The sequence below is a fragment of the Streptomyces tatrensis genome, assembly GCF_049310065.1.
In the GTDB taxonomy this organism is placed as follows: Bacteria; Actinomycetota; Actinomycetes; order Streptomycetales; family Streptomycetaceae; genus Streptomyces.
This window is the reverse complement of sequence record NZ_JBMDLB010000011.1, coordinates 854854-869896: the sequence shown is the minus strand read 5'-3', so window position 1 is coordinate 869896 and position 15043 is coordinate 854854. Positions and strand designations below refer to the sequence as shown.

Here is a 15043-nt window from a genome sequence, read left to right as displayed (position 1 = left end):
CAACGTTGTCAGCCCACCGGCGAAAGGCGCGCCGCCATCGGCGGGCGCCCTCACCGGGCGGTTCAGCCGAGCCGGACCGTGATGGACTGCGGCGCCCCGGCCTGGGCCGTGAGGTCGCCGGACGTGAGGGTCAGCGCATCGCCGGTGGTGGCCCCGGTGACGGTGGACGGCTTGGAGAGGACCTTGGAGACGCGGCGGTTCCACCGGACCTCCAGCGAGGTCGCCTGCCGGGCGGGGTCCGAGACGACGACGGTCGCGGTTCCGTTCCGGTTCTCCCGGATCAGGACGGAGGCGGGGGCGTTCGTGGTGAGCTTGTCCACGGTGCCCGGCGTCCAGAAGTTGACGGCGGTGAAGCCGAGCCCGGCGACGCGGACGCCCTGCTGGTCGGCGGTGTTGGCGAGGATCTTCAGCCGGCCCCGGTCGCAGGAGCGCTGCTCGGTGGTCCGCGCGCCGGCGCCCGGCAGGATGACGTAGGCGTAGCCGGCGTCCACGGGGTCGGTGCCGTGGTCGGTGACCAGGGTGAGGTAGCGGCGGGTGACCGGGTCGGCGGAGCCGCCGGTGTTGATGTCCTTCCAGGCGCCGGTGCGCTCCTCGCGTACGGCGCCGAGCCTGGTTCCGGCGGGGAAGACGTAGCCGGCCTGGCCTTCGATGTGCGCCCACTCGGCGTCCTCGAAGGTGGCCGTCCAGCCCTGCGTGGCCGGCTGCTGCCTGCCGTCGACGGTCAGGGCGGGGGCGCCGGTGGTTCCGAGGTGGCGGTTGTCTACGGTGGTCTCGACGGGGAACCCGTCGGTGGAGCCGATGCCGGCGCCGAGGCAGACGATGGAGTCGTCCAGCCAGAACCAGGACTTCTTGGCGCTCATCGTGCTGGCCAGGCCCTTGAGGTGCTGGCCCGTGGCACCGAACTCGCCGTCGGTGGTGCCGCCGACCCAGGCCGCGTCCGGGCGGGGACCGCCCCAGTTGCCGCCCTGCCCGTCGGCGAGGGGCTTGCGGGAGGCGGTGATGCCGGGCAGCCGGTACGGGTCGACCGTGGGCCAGTACGCGTCGGAGTACTGCTCGAGTCCGAAGTCGGCGCCCCACCAGGACAGCCAGCCCGCGCCCGTGTGGTAGCCGCGGGCGTGCTCGCCGTTGCCGAACTCGTAGTGCGCGATGCGCCGGGACGCCATGCTGACCGAGGCAGCCCAGCCGCGGCGCCGGTGGGTGACCCGGTCCATGTTGTGGAAGAGCCGGTGCCCGACGGGCTCGGGAGCCGCGGTGACCGAGGTGTCGTCCTGCAGGCCCTGCAGCAGCGAGGCCCGGATCAGGCTCAGGCCGGGGTTCTTGAGGGCTGGGTAGTGGTAGTCGCGCCGGAGCCAGCCCTTGACCATGGCGCGCCACCGCGCGTTCTCCTCCGGGGAGGCGCCCTGGCCGAGGAGGACGAGGGTGGCGAGGAGGCCGTGGGCGCGCAGGTGGTCGCTGCCGCCCTGACGGCTGATGCCCCAAGAGGAGACGTTGTCCATCATCAGGCCGTTGTAGATGAACGGTGCGACGGCCGATTCCACGGTGTCGAGGAAGAGCTGGGTGTTGGGGTCGTTCAGCTGCCAGGTGGAGCCGCGCAGCAGCGCGAGGATCCGGCCCACGCCGTCGTGCAGCACCGAGCCGTAGCCGCCGATGTACGGCACGGAGGTGTGCTGGATGAAGGAGCCGTCGGCGTAGAAGCCGTCGCCGGAGGTGACGTACGGGAAGACGGGCGTCAGGGCCCGGGCGGCCAGGGCGATCTTGTCGGGGTCCTCGCCGACGACCCCGCGCAGGATGATGCCGCGGCACAGGTCGACACGGTTCGCGCCGGTGCTGGTTCCGGTGTACGAGGCCACGGCCGAATCGGGCAGGAAGTGGTCCACGGCCGCGCAGAAGCGGGTCTTCTGGTCTTCCGTCAGGTGGTCGTGGATCAGTACGCAGGTGTCGATGAGGGCCTGCGGGGCGCCGATCTGCCAGTTCCACCAGTTGCCGTACGGGACGGTGGCCGGGTTGTACACCTGGTCATGGACGTGCTCGAGTCCGGTGATGACCGCGTCGAGCAGGGCGGTGTCGCCGGTGAGCCCGGTTCCGGGCTGGCAGAAGGCCTGGGCCATGACGTTCAGCCTGGTGTAGCTGTCGTTCATGCGGGCCGAGAAGGCGTACGACTCCGCGTCGAGGTCCGGATCCGGGTCGGTCCAGATCACGCCGGGCCACAGGGAGCCGCCGGCGGGGGCCATCGTGGAGAGGTGACCGCGGGCCGTGGCGCCGAGGTTGGCGAGCAGCGTTCTGAAGGGTTCGGCCGTCGGACTGAATCCGGTGCCCAGGATCAGGTTCCGCCATTTCGCGCGCAGGGCGGCGAACTCCTCGTCGGTGGCGGCCGCCCCGGCCGCCGTGGCCGGGAGGGAGGTCCATCCCGTGAGCCCCAGCGCGAGGGCGCTTCCCCCTGCCGCATGCAGGAAGGTACGACGGGGCCAGGCGGAAGAAGTCATGGAGGAACGAATCTGGTGCGGCGGAATCCGGTGCGGCGTTGGTCTCGCTGGTTGGCCAGACTTCGATTCCGGTGACCGGAAGTCAATGCTCCGCTCCCATTCGGTCAAGAAGCGGTCACCGGGCCTCCGTTCGGGTCACCGGGCCGCCGTTCGGTCAGCGAGCCGCCGTTCGGGCCGGCCGTCCGCGGAGCCGGGTCCCGTCCGCGACGGGGGAGGGGATGCCGCAGGAGCTGCGCACCTTCAGCCGCGGCAGCAGCGCGACGTGCGAACTCTCGGCCCCGGGGTTCTCCAGCCGGCGCAGCAGCAGGTTCAGCGCTGCTTCGCCGACCGCGCCCTTGACGGGTCCGACCGAGGTCAGGGGCACGTCCGCCAGCGTCGCCAACTCGTCGTCGTAGCAGACGATCGAGAACTCTTCCGGCACGCGCAGGCCCCGCTCGGTCAGCCGCTGGAGCAGGTCGATCGCGGCGGAGTCGGGGTGTACGAGAGCGGCGCGCACCTCGCCCGCGCGAGCGAGGTCGAGCAGCCGGTCGAGGCGCCGCTCGAAGCCGTCGGCCCCGCCCGGCCCCAGCCCCCCTATGGCGGGGGAGAGGTCGTCCTCGGGCAGCCCGAGGGACCCGACCGCGGCGCGGTACCCCTGCCGCAGGGCGGGCGAGGTGTGCGTGGCGCGGGACAGCAGGGCCACGCGGCGATGACCGAGGGCGGCGAGGTGGCGCACGCCGGCGGCGGCGCCGTCCGCATGGGCCGAGCTGACCCGGTCGATCTCCGCTCCGGGCGAGCCCGCCGGCACGTGCCGTTCCACCAGCACGGCGGGGACCGGCAGGTCCGCGAGCTCCTGGAGGTCGCCGGGGCCCGGGCCGTCCACGCCCCAACTGGGGGTGAGGAGCAGGCCGGTGGCGCCCGCCTCGATGAGGGTGTCGATCCGCGTCTTGTCCTGGTCCCTGTCGTACTCGGTGGTCGCGACGAGCAGCCGGGCGCCGACATCGGCGGCTGCGTCCCGGGCGCCGCGAATGACCGACGGGTAGAAGTACCCGGCCGCCGGGACCACCATCCCGAGCACGAGCCCGCGGGGTGCGACCGCGGGCACCTCGCCCGCCGGGCGTGCCTCACGGGGGCTCAGCCGCGCGGTCGGCCACAGCGCCGACCCGTGCAGTCTCCGTACGAGCCCCGCGTCGCAGAGCGCCGCGACGTCCCGCCGCGCGGTCTCCACGGAGATCCCGAGCTCGGTGGCGAGGTCGGAGATCCGCACGCTCCCGTACTCCCGCACGAGCCGCAGCACCCTCTTGTGCCGCTCGTCGACCCTCTCCCGCATGCGATCTCCCTTGACCCCTCGGGCTGCTTCAGCCTAGCGTGATCCGTGGCCCGTAGAAAGCGCTTTCTATGCGGGGCTCGCCTCCTGCCGGAGCCCCGTCGGCCGACGAGTCGAGCACCACCGGAAGTCACCGAAAGAGAGCGCTCACGTGAAGCCACCCCACCCGCCGGTCACGACGTCGATCACGGCGCCCGCCGCGGCGCCCGTCGCGGTGCCCGCCGCGACCCCGGTCACGACGCTGGCCACGGACGCGACCGGCTTCCTGCGGAACGGCCGCCCGCACCGGATCGTCTCCGCGGCCATCCACTACTTCCGGGTGCACCCCGACCTGTGGGCCGACCGCCTGCTGCGCCTGCGTGCCATGGGCGTGAACACCATCGAGACCTACGTGGCCTGGAACGTCCACGAGCCCAGCCCCGGCGCGTTCACCTTCGACGGGCCGAACGACGTGGCGGCCTTCGTCCGGACCGCCGGCGACCTGGGCCTCGACGTCATCGTCCGGCCCGGCCCCTACATCTGCGCCGAATGGGACTTCGGCGGACTGCCCGGTTGGCTGCTGGCCGACCGCACCATCCGGCTCCGCCGCCGCGACCCCGCGTACCTGGCCGCCGTCGACGCGTGGTTCGACACCCTGGCCCCCGTACTGGTCCCCCTCCTCGGCAGCCGGGGCGGGCCGGTACTGGCCGTGGGCGTCGAGAACGAGTACGGCAGCTTCGGCAACGACACCGGCTATCTGGAACACCTCCGCGACGGCCTGGTCCGACGGGGCATCGACTGCCTGCTGTTCACCACCGACGGCGCCGATCACGGGTTCCAGCTCGGCGGCCGCATCCCCGGCGTCCTGACCACCGGCACCTTCGGCTCGCGCCCCGAGAGCTCGCTCGCGACCCTGCGCGCGTACCAGCCGGAAGGGCCGCTGGTCTGCGTGGAGTACTGGCACGGCTGGTTCGACCACTGGGGCGAGCCGCACCACACGCGCGACGCCGAGGACGCCGCCGCGACCCTGGACAGCCTGCTCGCCGCAGGCGCCTCGGTGAACATCTACATGGGCCACGGCGGCACCAACTTCGGCTGGTGGAACGGCGCCAACCACGACGGCGCCACCTACCAGCCCGACGTGACCAGCTACGACTACGACGCCCCCGTCGGCGAGGCCGGCGAACTCACCCGGAAGTTCCACCTCTTCCGCGAGGTCATCGCCCGGCACACCGGCCCCGTCACCCACGAACCCCCCGCTCTGCCCCCGCGCGTGGTTCCCCGGCTGCTCTCCGTGGACGGCCGCGCCTCCCTGGCCGACTCCCTGGACGCACTCTCCAAGCCCGTGCACCACGTCGAGCCGCTGACCATGGAGGAAACAGGCCAGTCCCTGGGCCTGATCCACTACCGGACCCGCCTGCGCGGACCCCTGCCCGAGGCGGCGCTGCGCATCGACGGACTGGCCGACCGGGCCCAAGTCTTCCTGGACGGACGGGAGATCGGGCTGCTGGAGCGGGACGAGCCGCTCGCGGCCCTGACCGTCGCCGTGCCCGAAGGGGGTGCGGAGCTCGACATCCTGGTGGAGAACCAGGGGCGGATCAACTACGGCCCCCTGCTGGCCGATCGCAAGGGCATCCGCGACGGTGTCAGGCTGGACAACCAGTACCAGTTCGGCTGGGAGATCAGGCCGCTGCCCCTCGAGGACCTGTCCGGACTCGAGTTCGGCCACGGCGAGCTCCCGGACGGCCCGTCCTTCCACCGGGTCACCGTCGAACTGGACTCCGCAGCCGACGCGTTCATCGCCCTCCCGGGCTGGACCAAGGGTCTGGTCTGGCTGAACGGCTTCGCCCTGGGCAGGTTCTGGGAGCGCGGCCCGCAGAAGACGCTGTACGCACCGGGTCCCCTGTGGCGTGCGGGCGAGAACACCCTGGTGATCCTCGAACTCCACCGGCCCGGGGCCACCGTCGAACTCCGCGACGCACCGGACCTCGGCACGGAGGCGCCCGCGCCCATTCCCGTCTGGTAGGCCGCACCGACCGGTGCCGAACGGGCCCCCGCGGTCAGAGCCCGGCGCCCTGGCCGCGGAGGTAGGCGACGGGATCGATGTCGGTGCCGTAGCCAGGACCGGTGCGGACCTCGAAGTGCAGGTGGGGGCCGGTCGAGTTGCCGGTGCTCCCGGAGAGGCCGATCTCGGTCCCGGCGGTGATCTGCCCACCGGGACCGACGGCGATCGTGGAGAGGTGGGCGTACTGGCTGTAGAGGCCGTCCGCGTGGTGGACGACCACCTCGTTGCCGTACGCGCCTCCCCAGCCGGCCCGCACGACGGTGCCGTCGGCGACGGCCAGGACGGGGCTGCCCGCGGGTACGGCGAAGTCGACACCGGTGTGGTAACCGCTGCTCCAGGCACCCGCGACCCGGTAGCCGGTGGTGACCGGGGCCGCGACCGGCGCTCCGGCGAACGCGGAGAGGGGACCCGGCACGTTCGGAGCCGCCGGAGCGATCGGGTGGGGCGCGGTGTCGACGGGCTCGCTCCCGACCGACAGGCGGACGCCGGGCTCGGGGAGCGCCTGCGGGGAGTCGCCCAGCACGTTCCGGTTGTCCTCGAACAGCCGCTGCGGCCCGCCTTCGACGTTCAGCGCGGCGGCGATGGAGCCGAGGGTGTCGCCCTGCCGGACCTTGTACGTGGCGTGGGGCGGGTCGGCCGGTCCGACCGGCTCCTTCGACGGCGAGGCGGCCGGTTCCTGAGCGTCCGCGCCGGCGTCGGGTACGGGCCGGGCATCGGGTACGGACTGCGCACCGCCGGCGGCCGAGGTCAGGCCGACCGCCCGGAAACAGACCGGCCACGCGCCGGGGCCCTGGCTCAGCAGGACCTGCCGCGCGACGCCGATCTGCTCCTCCTTGGCCGCCCCGTCGGCGCCGGCCGCGTAGGCGCCCCCGCCGAACTCCAGCCAGGTGGACGCCGTGAACTGCAGGCCACCGAAGAAGCCGTTGCCGGTGTTCGCGGCCCAGTCGCCGCCCGCCTCGCACTGGGCCATCGCCTCCCACACGTCATCGGTGGCCGCCTGCGCCCCGGACGCGGGCAGGACGGCGACCGCCGCGCCGCCGACCACCGCCAGGGCCGCGAGACGCCGCACCCCCAACAGGACCGAGGAGGCCGGGCGGGCGGAGGCGCGGTGGCGGCGGGGGCAGTGGGGAGGGCGGGGACGACGGGGACGACGGGGGCGGAGCGACATGCGGAAGGGGCCTTTGCTGGGAACGGGAAGCTGTCTGCGGGGAGGTCGCCCCACCGTACGAATCGCGGCCAGGGCACCGGGACGCAGAAGACCGCGCCGGCCACGGACGAAAGTCGACCGGGCGCACGGCCGGGGGCAGACGAAAGTAGGGGATCGTGCGACAAGAGTGGATGCGGCTCCGAGGGCCGGCGGAATGCCCGGTTTCGGCGGCTATGCTCCCCGCATGGCAGCGCAGGATTCCCCTAGCCCGAGCCCGAGCGAGGACTCGGCGACGGGCAGCCGGCGCCCGTCGCGCGTCGACGTCGCGGTAGCCCTCGCGGCCTGCGCGTACGGGGTGGGCGAGGCGTTCGTGTTCACGGGCAGCGGTCTGCTCACGGGCCGCCCCGAGTGGGCCGCCGTCGCCGCGGGCCTCCTCGGACTCCTGCTGGTGTGGCGCTCGGTCGCGCCCCTGCTGGTGACCGCCGCCGTGCTGGCGGGCCACGTGACCCGCAACGCCACCGCGGCCCTGGTGGTGGTGATGTACACGATGGGCTCGCGCTACCGGTCGAGGCCGCGACTGCTCGCCGGGTTCGGCGTCGCCGCAGTGGCCTCCGAGCTCTGGGCGGTGGCCGCGAGCGGCTTCGGTCTGTCCCCGACGGACGGGATCGCCTACGTCGCCGCACCCCTGCTGATGGGCCTGCAGACCGCGGCCCGCAAGGACCTCATCGTCAAGGAGCAGGCTCGCTCGGCTGCTCTGGAACGCGCGCAGGACCTCCTGACCGGGCAGGCCCGCGCGGAGGAGCGGACCCGCATCGCGGGCGAGCTCCACGACGTGGTCGCGCGCCGGATCAGTCAGCTCGTACTCGCCGGCGGCGCGCTCCAGGTCGGCGCCGAGCGGGGCACGCCATGGGTCCGTGCGGAGGCCGAGCGGATGCGGCGTACCGGCGTCCTGGCGCTGGAGGAGATGCGGGAGGTCGTGGGGGTGATGCGGAGCGGCGCCGACGCGCCCGTGGTGCCCGCCCCCTCGATGGCGGACCTGGAGTGCCTCGCCGAGGACTTCCGGCACGCGGGAATGGACGTACGCATCGTGGTCCGCGGCCGCACGCAGGACCTGTCGTCCGTCGTGCAGAGCGCCGTCCACCGGGTCGTCAGGGAGGCCCTGACCAATGCGCTCAAGCACGCCCCGGGCGCCCGGGTCCTCGCCGAAGTCGACCGGGGTCCCGCGGCGATGACGGTACGCGTGGACAGCGGCCCCGCCGCGCCGGGCCGGGAGAGCGGCCTGCCCTCGGCGGGCTTCGGGCTGGTCGGCCTCGCCGAGCGGCTGCGGCTGCTCGGCGGGACCTTCACCGCGGACCGCACGGCGGACGGCGGCTTCCTGGTCCGGGCGAGCGTGCCCCTTCACCGTCCGGACGCCGAGGGCGGCCCGGAGACCCACGAGACGGAGCCGAAGTGATCAAGGTACTGCTCGTGGACGACGACCCGTACGTCCGGCACGGACTGCGGACCATCCTGGAGGGCGACCCCGGTATCGAGATCGCCGCCGAGGCCGGCGACGGCCACGAAGGCGTCGAGGCCTTCCGGTCCCACCGCTGCGACGTGGCCCTCGTCGACATCAGGATGCCCCGCATGGACGGCCTGGCCGCGACCCGGGCCCTCCTCGCCCTGCCCAGCCCGCCCGCCGTGATCGTCCTGACCACCTTCCGCCTCGACGAGTACGTCAGCGAGGCCGTGCTCGCCGGGGCCGCGGGATTCCTCCTGAAGGACACGCCGCCCGGGGAACTCGTCCGCGCCGTGCGCACGGTGGCGGACGGCCACGCGATCCTCTCGCCCGAGGTGACCCGGCAGGTCCTGGACACCGTACGGCGGGGACGGAACCTGCCCACCACGGACGAGCAGGCCAAGCTGGCGGCCCTGACGCCCCGCGAGCTGGAGGTCCTCACCCTGCTCGGCCGCGGCCTGTCCAACGCCGATGTCGCCGGCCGGCTGTTCGTCAGCGAGAGCACGGTGAAGATGCACGTCAGTCGTGTCCTCACCAAGCTCGCCCTCGACAACGGGCTGCGGAGCGGTGCTGCCTGCTCGAACTGACCAGGTGAGCTGCCTACTTGACGAAGGTGACGTCGGAGACGGCGTAGAAGGTCTCGGCGGAGCCGGCCTCGCGCTGCCAGATCGTGTAGATGATGTGGTTGCCGTCCTTCTCGGGCAGCTTCACCTTGAACTTGTAGTTCCCGGAGTAGACGTTCTTGTTCCGGGTCTCCGTCTTGTCGGAGAGGTTCGGGTCGCTGACGTAGGCGAAGGGGATCGGTTCGAGGTCGTCCCACTTCAGGGGCTTGGAGAGGTCGGCGCCGTCCTTGGTGACGTAGTACTCGATGTGGCCGCCGGCGTGGTGCGCGGTCGCGTGGTAGCTGAGCTCCACCTCGGCGCCGGAGCGGAGGGTGGACCGGGTCCAGTCGGCACGCGGCAGGTCGAAGCCGGAGTACTCGCCGCCGCCGTTGTCCGCGGAGGCCAGCTTGCCGTCCGGGATCAGCGTGCGGTGCTGACCACTGACGCCGTCCACGGTGCTGCTGCCCTGCAGGACGCTCTGGGGCTGGTTGAAGGCGTTGGCGACCGTGGCCCTCGCCGCGGGGCCGCCGCCCTGGTTCTTGACGCCCTCGGCGAAGGCGGCGCGGCACGCGGGGTCCTTGATGCTGACGGACTCCGGGTTCAGGCCGGTGCCGTCGTCCTTGACGTTGCCCCAGTCGTTGCCCTTGTGACAGATGGCCTGGCGGCTTTCGAAGGGCGAGCTCGGGTACCCGTGGGCGCTGGCCGGGGCCACCGAGGCGAGGACGCCGGCGGCGATCGCGGCAGCGGCGAGGGAGACGGAGACGGTGGTGCGCTTGTTCATGATGCTGTAGCCCTACTTGCCGCTGGTGATGGTGACTTCGTTGGTGAACTCGCCCGTGTGGTGGCCCACCGGGCGGACCTTGACCTTGTACGTGACGCCGGCCCCGGTCCCCAGCGGCAGCACCTGCTTCAGCTGCTTGACCGGGACGCCGTCCTTGGACAGCCGGCTGTCGCCGAAGATGGCGGTGGCCGCGAGCTTGCCGTTGACGTGGATCTCGTAACGGTCCGACGGGGCGCCGCCGGTGGGGATCGACAGGTCGGCGAAGTAGAGGTCGACCTTGTCCTTCTTCGACCAGGTCTTCGCCGTCAGCTCGGCGGAGGCCTCCTCCGCGGAACCCGCGCCGTCGGACTCGGTGCAGGCGCCCAGTGGGGCACCGTTGAGGGTGATCTCGCCGACCGGGTGGAGGTGGTGGTGCGCCTCGGACAGGGTGTTGTGCAGACCGAAGCCGTACTCGGGAAGCGACTCGCCCGCCTTGAGGCTGCCGGTGACCGTCACCTCGTTGCCCTCGACGACCTCCTGCGTGATGCCGGCCCGGTTGTTCTCGAACCGGGCGTCGCCGGGGAGCTGCACCTTCAAGGTGAAGGGCTTTTCCGCCTCGCTGTGGTTGACGATCTTGATGCAGGTGCTGGAGTACCACTCGGAGGTGCTCTGCTTCACCAGCTCGCCGGTGACCCCGTCGCACGTGTTCGGAGCGGCGTGGGCCTGACCGAGGCCGGAGAAGAGGGTGGGGACGAGGATGCCGGCGCCGGCCGCGGCCAGGGCGCTCGTGGCGATGGCGAGACGGCGCAGGCGGCGGCGGCTCGTGGAAGTCGAAGACATGCTGGATGACGCCCTTTCAGGCACGGGAAGAACAGAGGTCGGGAACAGAGGTCGGGAACAGAGGTCGGGAGCAGGAGCCGGGAGCAGAAGGGTGAGCGAACGCCCTCGGGCCCCGGGCCCACACGCCGGGGGACTGGGCCCCGTGTGGCTCGTCAACCACGCTAGGCAGCGCCGCCACGGTGCGAGACGGCCGGAAGGACACTCCGCACCCCGACGAAAGTCGGCCGTCAGGGCCGGATGGGCCACGGCCCGCCCGCGTGCGGCCGTGTCGCCGCCGGCGCCGGTGCGGCCCCTGCCATCGTGGGCCACCGCGTCCGTCTTCCCCTGGAGGTACCTCCGTGTCCCGACGCCCGCACGGCCACTCCGGCCGGATCCGCCCCTCGCTGCGCCTGGCCGCGGCCACCGCCGTGTGTGGCGCCCTGCTCGCCGTCTCCGTGCAGCCGGCACAAGCGGGAGCGGACCGCGATCCGTCCCCCGGGGGCGCCCTCCGGCAGGAGCTGCGGGAGCTGGTGGAACGGCCCGACGGGCCCCCCGGGGTCATCGCCGTCCTGCGCGACGGCGACCGTACGGAGGTCTACCGGGCGGGCGTGGCCGACGTGGAGAGCGGCCGGCCGCCGCGGGGAGGAGACCACATGCGCATCGCCAGCGTCGCCAAGGCCTTCAGCGGAGCGGTGGCCCTCGGGCTCGTCGACCGCGGCAGACTGCACCTCGACGACACCATCGGGAAGGTGCTGCCCGGGCAGCCGGCCGCGTGGCATCGAGTGACGCTCCGTCAACTGCTCAATCACACCAGCGGGTTGCCCGACTACTCCTCCTCCCAGGGGTTCATCGACATCGTCTCCGAGGACCCCCGCCACCGCTTCGACTCCCGCCGCCTGCTGGACTTCGTCGCGGACCAGGACCTCGCCTTCCGGCCGGGCAGCCGCTACGCGTACTCCAACTCCGACAACATCGCCGTCGCCCTCATGGCCGAGGCCGCCACCGGACGCCGGTACGAGGCGCTGCTGCGCGAGCTCGTCTACGAGCCCCTGGGCCTGCGGGCCACGAGCCTGCCCCAGGGATACCGGCTGCCCGAGCCCTACCTGCACGGCTACCAGATCGACCCGGAGGAGGGGCCCGTCGACGTCAGCGAGGCCGTGGGCGCCTCGGGAGCCTGGGCGTCCGGAGGCATCGTCTCGACGCCGAAGGACCTGACCGCCTTCATCCGCGGCTACGCGGGCGGCGCCCTCGTCTCGGAGCGCACCCGCCGCCAGCAGTTCACGTTCATCCCCGGCGCCCTGTCCCAGCCCCCCGGCCCCGGCCGCACCGAGGCGGGCCTGGCGATCTTCCGCTACACCACGCGCTGCGGAGCGGTGTACGGCCACACCGGCAACACCGCCGGCTACACGCAGTTCGTGGCGGCCACGGCGGACGGCAGGCGCTCGCTGACCTTCTCCATCACCGCGCAGACGTCCCTGACCGTCAACCCCGACCTGCTCGCACAGGTCCGGGAGGTCCAGGAGGACTTCGTCTGCGCCCTGCTGCGCAAGTGAACAAGTGAACAGGTGACCCGGCCGCTCGCACCCGCACGGTTCCCGCGGGTGCGAGCTTCACCCCCATGGGGGAAGCTGGGAACACCCCGGTGATACCGGCGGTGCGCAGAGTGGCGAGGAAGGTCTTCCGTGAACGATTCCGCAGGTGGCCGCCCCGTACACGCATCCCGGCGCACCGCATCCCGGCGCAAGGTGCGCACCGCCGCCCTGCTGTGCGCGGTGGCGGCGATGACGGCCGTCGTGCTGCCGGCCTCCGCGGCCCCGTCCCCCCACACCGGCGCCGCCGCGTCCTCCGCCCGGACCGCAGTCACACAGGACCCGGACCCGGTCGTGGTCGTCGACTGCTTCGCGCAGGCCCAGATGCGGCCTTCGGAGTACCTCCTGGCCTGCGGCGACGGGAACAACCGGCTCGTCGGTCTCCGCTGGGAGACCTGGGGGCCGGGCAGCGCCACGGCCACCGGCACCGACATGGTGAACGACTGCCGCCCGTACTGCGCGGCCGGCCGCTTCCACGCCTACCCGGTCAGGGTGACCCTGAGCAATCCGCAGGCCTGGCCCGACCACCCCGATCTCCGCCGCTTCACCACGATCCGGCTCGTCTACACCGACACCGCTCCGGAGCCGGTCCCCAAGGACGTGACCTACAAGCTGGTGTACTGACGCGGAATCCGGGCTCCCGGGTTACGGTCGGCGGCATGGACCTTGATCGGCAAGGGTGGCGCCGGTGTCTGCTGAGCGGGGCGGTGTTCGCCGTGTGCATGGCCGGCACCACGCTGCCGACCCCCCTCTACGGGCTCTACCAGGAGAAGTTCGGCTTCTCGGCGCTGATGGTGACCGTCATCTACGCCGTGTACGCCTTCGGTGTCATCGGCGTACTGCTGCTGGCGGGCAATGCCTCGGACGCCGTGGGCCGGCGGCCGGTCCTGCTGGCGGGGCTCGGGTTCGCCGCGGCGAGCGCCGTCTGCTTCCTGTGCGCCGAGGCGATGCCCTGGCTGTACGCGGGACGGCTGCTGTCGGGTCTGTCCGCCGGACTGTTCACCGGGGCCGCCACCGCGTACGTGATGGAGCTGGCACCGCCCGGCGGCGCCTCGCGGGCCACGTTCGTGGCGACGGCCGCCAACATGGGCGGACTGGGCTGCGGCCCGCTGCTCGCCGGGATCCTCGCGCAGTACGCCTCCTGGCCGCTGTACCTGCCGTTCGTGGTGCACCTCGTGCTCGTGGCGGGCGCGGCCGTCGTCCTGCTGCGGCTCCCGGAGACGGTCCGTGAGCGCCGGCCGCTGAGCACCGTACGACCGCAGCGGCCCGCTCTGCCCCCGCAGGTGCGGACGGTGTTCGGGCCGGCCGCGATCGCCGCGTTCGTGGGCTTCGCCCTGTTCGGGGTGTTCACCTCCGTCAGTCCGGCGTTCCTCGCGGAGTCCCTGGACGTGCACAACAAGGCCTTGAGCGGGCTCGTGGTGGCGCTGGCCTTCTTCGCCTCGACCGCCGGACAGCTGGCCGTCGGCCGTGTCGGCGTGGAGCGCTCCCTGCCGCTCGGGTGCGCCGCGCTCCTCGCCGGACTGGCGCTCCTCGCGGGCGCGCTGTGGTGGGACCTGCTGGCGCTGGTGGTGCTGAGCGCCCTCGTGGGCGGACTCGGGCAGGGGCTGGCCTTCCGCGGGGCGCTGTCCGCGGTGGCCGGGGCGTCGCCCGCGGACCAGCGGGCAGCCGTGATCTCCACCCTGTTCCTGGTGGCGTACACGGGCATCTCGCTGCCCGTGATCGGGGTGGGAGTACTGGAAGGACCCCTCGGGCTGGAGGGTGCGGGACTGGTGTTCATCGGCTGCATGGCGGTGCTCGTCCTGACCGCGGTCGGCTACCTGCTCAGGCGCCCGGCGCGGGCCGCCGCGCACTGAGCGCGCGAGACCGCCCGGCCCGGCGGCCGGCGGCGCGCGGGTCCGGGGGACTCACGCGCCACCGGCCGCCGCGGGGTACGCCACCTCGGCCATCGTGTCCGGGACCGCGACTGCGGCCGGGACCGGGACCGCCCAATGCCGGTCCTGCTCGAAGGCGCGGAGCAGGTCCGCCGCGACGCTCACCGCGATCGTGGCGGGCTCCTTGCCCGTGATCTCGGACAGCCCGATCGGAGTCGTGATCCGGTCGATGGTGCCGGCGTCGTGACCGCCCTCGGTGGCCAGGCGCTGCCGGAACCGCGCCCACTTCGCGGACGAGCCGATCAGACCGATCGACCCGAGACCGGGGGTGCGCAGGGCGGCGTCGCACAGCGCGGCGTCCTCGGCGTGATCGTGCGTCATGATCAGGACGTGGCTGCCGGGCGGCAGCTCCCCGAGCACCGTCTCCGGAAGCAGCGGGGTGTGGTGCACGTGGACCTGCGCCACCGCGTCGCCGAGCACCCCGAGCCGTTCGGGGTCGAGCATGTCGGGGCGGCTGTCGACGAGGTGCAGGTCGAGGTCCTGACGGGCCAGGATGCGCGCCAGTTCCAGACCGACGTGCCCGACACCGAAGACGGCCACCGCCGGGACCACCGGCAGCGGTTCGAGCAGCACGGTGACGGCTCCGCCGCAGCACTGCACGCCGTGCGGGCCGGTGACCTTGTCGTTGAGGGCGAACTCCATCAGCTCCGGCTCCGGATCGGCCGCGCCGTTCAGTTCGCGCGCCCGGTCGATGGCGACGGCCTCGATGTTGCCGCCGCCGATCGAACCCCAGGTCCCGGTCCGTCCCACGACGAGTTTGGCTCCGGCCCGCCGGGGCGCGTGGCCGCGCACGGCCGCGACGGTCACGAGCACGCCGGCTTCCCGGCGTGCCCGCAACCGCGCGACCGCGGCGACCCAGCTCAT

Annotated in this window: 12 protein-coding genes; 6 read left to right on the top strand and 6 right to left on the bottom strand. The window is 72.9% G+C overall.

The annotated features are described in order from the left end of the window. Positions 1-62: 62 nt before the first annotated feature. Both ACODT5_RS19605 and ACODT5_RS19600 read right to left on the bottom strand, forming a co-directional pair. On the bottom strand, positions 63-2483 hold the full coding sequence (locus ACODT5_RS19605; protein ID WP_422520611.1) for a polysaccharide lyase 8 family protein: 2421 nt from the start codon (positions 2481-2483) through the stop codon (positions 63-65). Between the two features lie 154 nt (positions 2484-2637). After that, the gene (locus ACODT5_RS19600) at positions 2638-3792 is read right to left on the bottom strand and encodes a substrate-binding domain-containing protein (protein ID WP_422520610.1); all 1155 of its coding nucleotides are present in this window, start codon (positions 3790-3792) and stop codon (positions 2638-2640) included. A 211-nt stretch (positions 3793-4003) separates the two neighbouring features. On the opposite strand from ACODT5_RS19600, the gene ACODT5_RS19595 reads away from it, so the two are divergent. Next, the gene (locus ACODT5_RS19595) at positions 4004-5794 is read left to right on the top strand and encodes a glycoside hydrolase family 35 protein (protein WP_422524965.1); all 1791 of its coding nucleotides are present in this window, start codon (positions 4004-4006) and stop codon (positions 5792-5794) included. A gap of 34 nt (positions 5795-5828) precedes the next feature. Here ACODT5_RS19595 and ACODT5_RS19590 read toward each other — a convergent pair whose 3' ends face one another. Continuing rightward, a complete protein-coding gene (locus tag ACODT5_RS19590; protein WP_422520609.1) occupies positions 5829-6902 on the bottom strand; it encodes a peptidoglycan DD-metalloendopeptidase family protein in 1074 nt (357 codons plus the stop codon). Between the two features lie 322 nt (positions 6903-7224). Between ACODT5_RS19590 and ACODT5_RS19585 the strand changes: the two genes are divergently transcribed. After that, positions 7225-8433, top strand: coding sequence for a sensor histidine kinase (locus ACODT5_RS19585; protein ID WP_422520608.1), 1209 nt, complete (start codon positions 7225-7227; stop codon positions 8431-8433). After that, positions 8430-9065 (top strand): response regulator, encoded by a 636-nt coding sequence (locus tag ACODT5_RS19580; protein WP_422520607.1) that lies wholly within the window; start codon positions 8430-8432, stop codon positions 9063-9065. Before ACODT5_RS19585 ends, ACODT5_RS19580 begins: the two co-directional genes overlap by 4 nt. Before the next feature lie 13 nt (positions 9066-9078). On the opposite strand, the gene ACODT5_RS19575 is transcribed toward ACODT5_RS19580, so the two are convergent. Both ACODT5_RS19575 and ACODT5_RS19570 read right to left on the bottom strand, forming a co-directional pair. Next, a complete protein-coding gene (locus tag ACODT5_RS19575; RefSeq protein WP_422520606.1) occupies positions 9079-9861 on the bottom strand; it encodes a lytic polysaccharide monooxygenase auxiliary activity family 9 protein in 783 nt (260 codons plus the stop codon). A gap of 12 nt (positions 9862-9873) precedes the next feature. Continuing rightward, a complete protein-coding gene (locus ACODT5_RS19570) occupies positions 9874-10680 on the bottom strand; it encodes a hypothetical protein (protein WP_422520605.1) in 807 nt (268 codons plus the stop codon). A 338-nt stretch (positions 10681-11018) separates the two neighbouring features. Here ACODT5_RS19570 and ACODT5_RS19565 point away from each other — a divergent pair, with 338 nt between their 5' ends. The 3 genes from ACODT5_RS19565 to ACODT5_RS19555 all read left to right on the top strand — a co-directional run bounded on the left by ACODT5_RS19565 (position 11019) and on the right by ACODT5_RS19555 (position 14101). Further along, positions 11019-12212, top strand: a complete 1194-nt coding sequence (locus tag ACODT5_RS19565; protein WP_422520604.1) for a serine hydrolase domain-containing protein — start codon at positions 11019-11021, stop codon at positions 12210-12212. A 129-nt stretch (positions 12213-12341) separates the two neighbouring features. Further along, positions 12342-12872: a hypothetical protein gene (locus tag ACODT5_RS19560; protein ID WP_422520603.1), complete on the top strand. Its 531-nt coding sequence runs from the start codon at positions 12342-12344 to the stop codon at positions 12870-12872. A gap of 35 nt (positions 12873-12907) precedes the next feature. Next, positions 12908-14101, top strand: a complete 1194-nt coding sequence (locus ACODT5_RS19555; protein WP_422520602.1) for an MFS transporter — start codon at positions 12908-12910, stop codon at positions 14099-14101. 51 nt (positions 14102-14152) lie between these two features. Here ACODT5_RS19555 and xdhC read toward each other — a convergent pair whose 3' ends face one another. Then, entirely contained in the window at positions 14153-15043 is an 891-nt protein-coding gene (xdhC, locus tag ACODT5_RS19550; RefSeq protein ID WP_422520601.1) for a xanthine dehydrogenase accessory protein XdhC, read from the bottom strand.

What these genes read in the sequence shown, in the direction of transcription:
- ACODT5_RS19605 (WP_422520611.1), bottom strand. Translation starts at nt 2,483, where the DNA reads ATGACTTCTTCCGCCTGGCCCCGTCGTACCTTCCTGCATGCGGCAGGG.
- ACODT5_RS19575 (WP_422520606.1), bottom strand. Translation starts at nt 9,861, where the DNA reads ATGAACAAGCGCACCACCGTCTCCGTCTCCCTCGCCGCTGCCGCGATC.
- xdhC (WP_422520601.1), bottom strand. Translation starts at nt 15,043, where the DNA reads ATGAGCTGGGTCGCCGCGGTCGCGCGGTTGCGGGCACGCCGGGAAGCC.
- ACODT5_RS19600 (WP_422520610.1), bottom strand. Translation starts at nt 3,792, where the DNA reads ATGCGGGAGAGGGTCGACGAGCGGCACAAGAGGGTGCTGCGGCTCGTG.
- ACODT5_RS19570 (WP_422520605.1), bottom strand. Translation starts at nt 10,680, where the DNA reads ATGTCTTCGACTTCCACGAGCCGCCGCCGCCTGCGCCGTCTCGCCATC.
- ACODT5_RS19585 (WP_422520608.1), top strand. Translation starts at nt 7,225, where the DNA reads ATGGCAGCGCAGGATTCCCCTAGCCCGAGCCCGAGCGAGGACTCGGCG.
- ACODT5_RS19555 (WP_422520602.1), top strand. Translation starts at nt 12,908, where the DNA reads ATGGACCTTGATCGGCAAGGGTGGCGCCGGTGTCTGCTGAGCGGGGCG.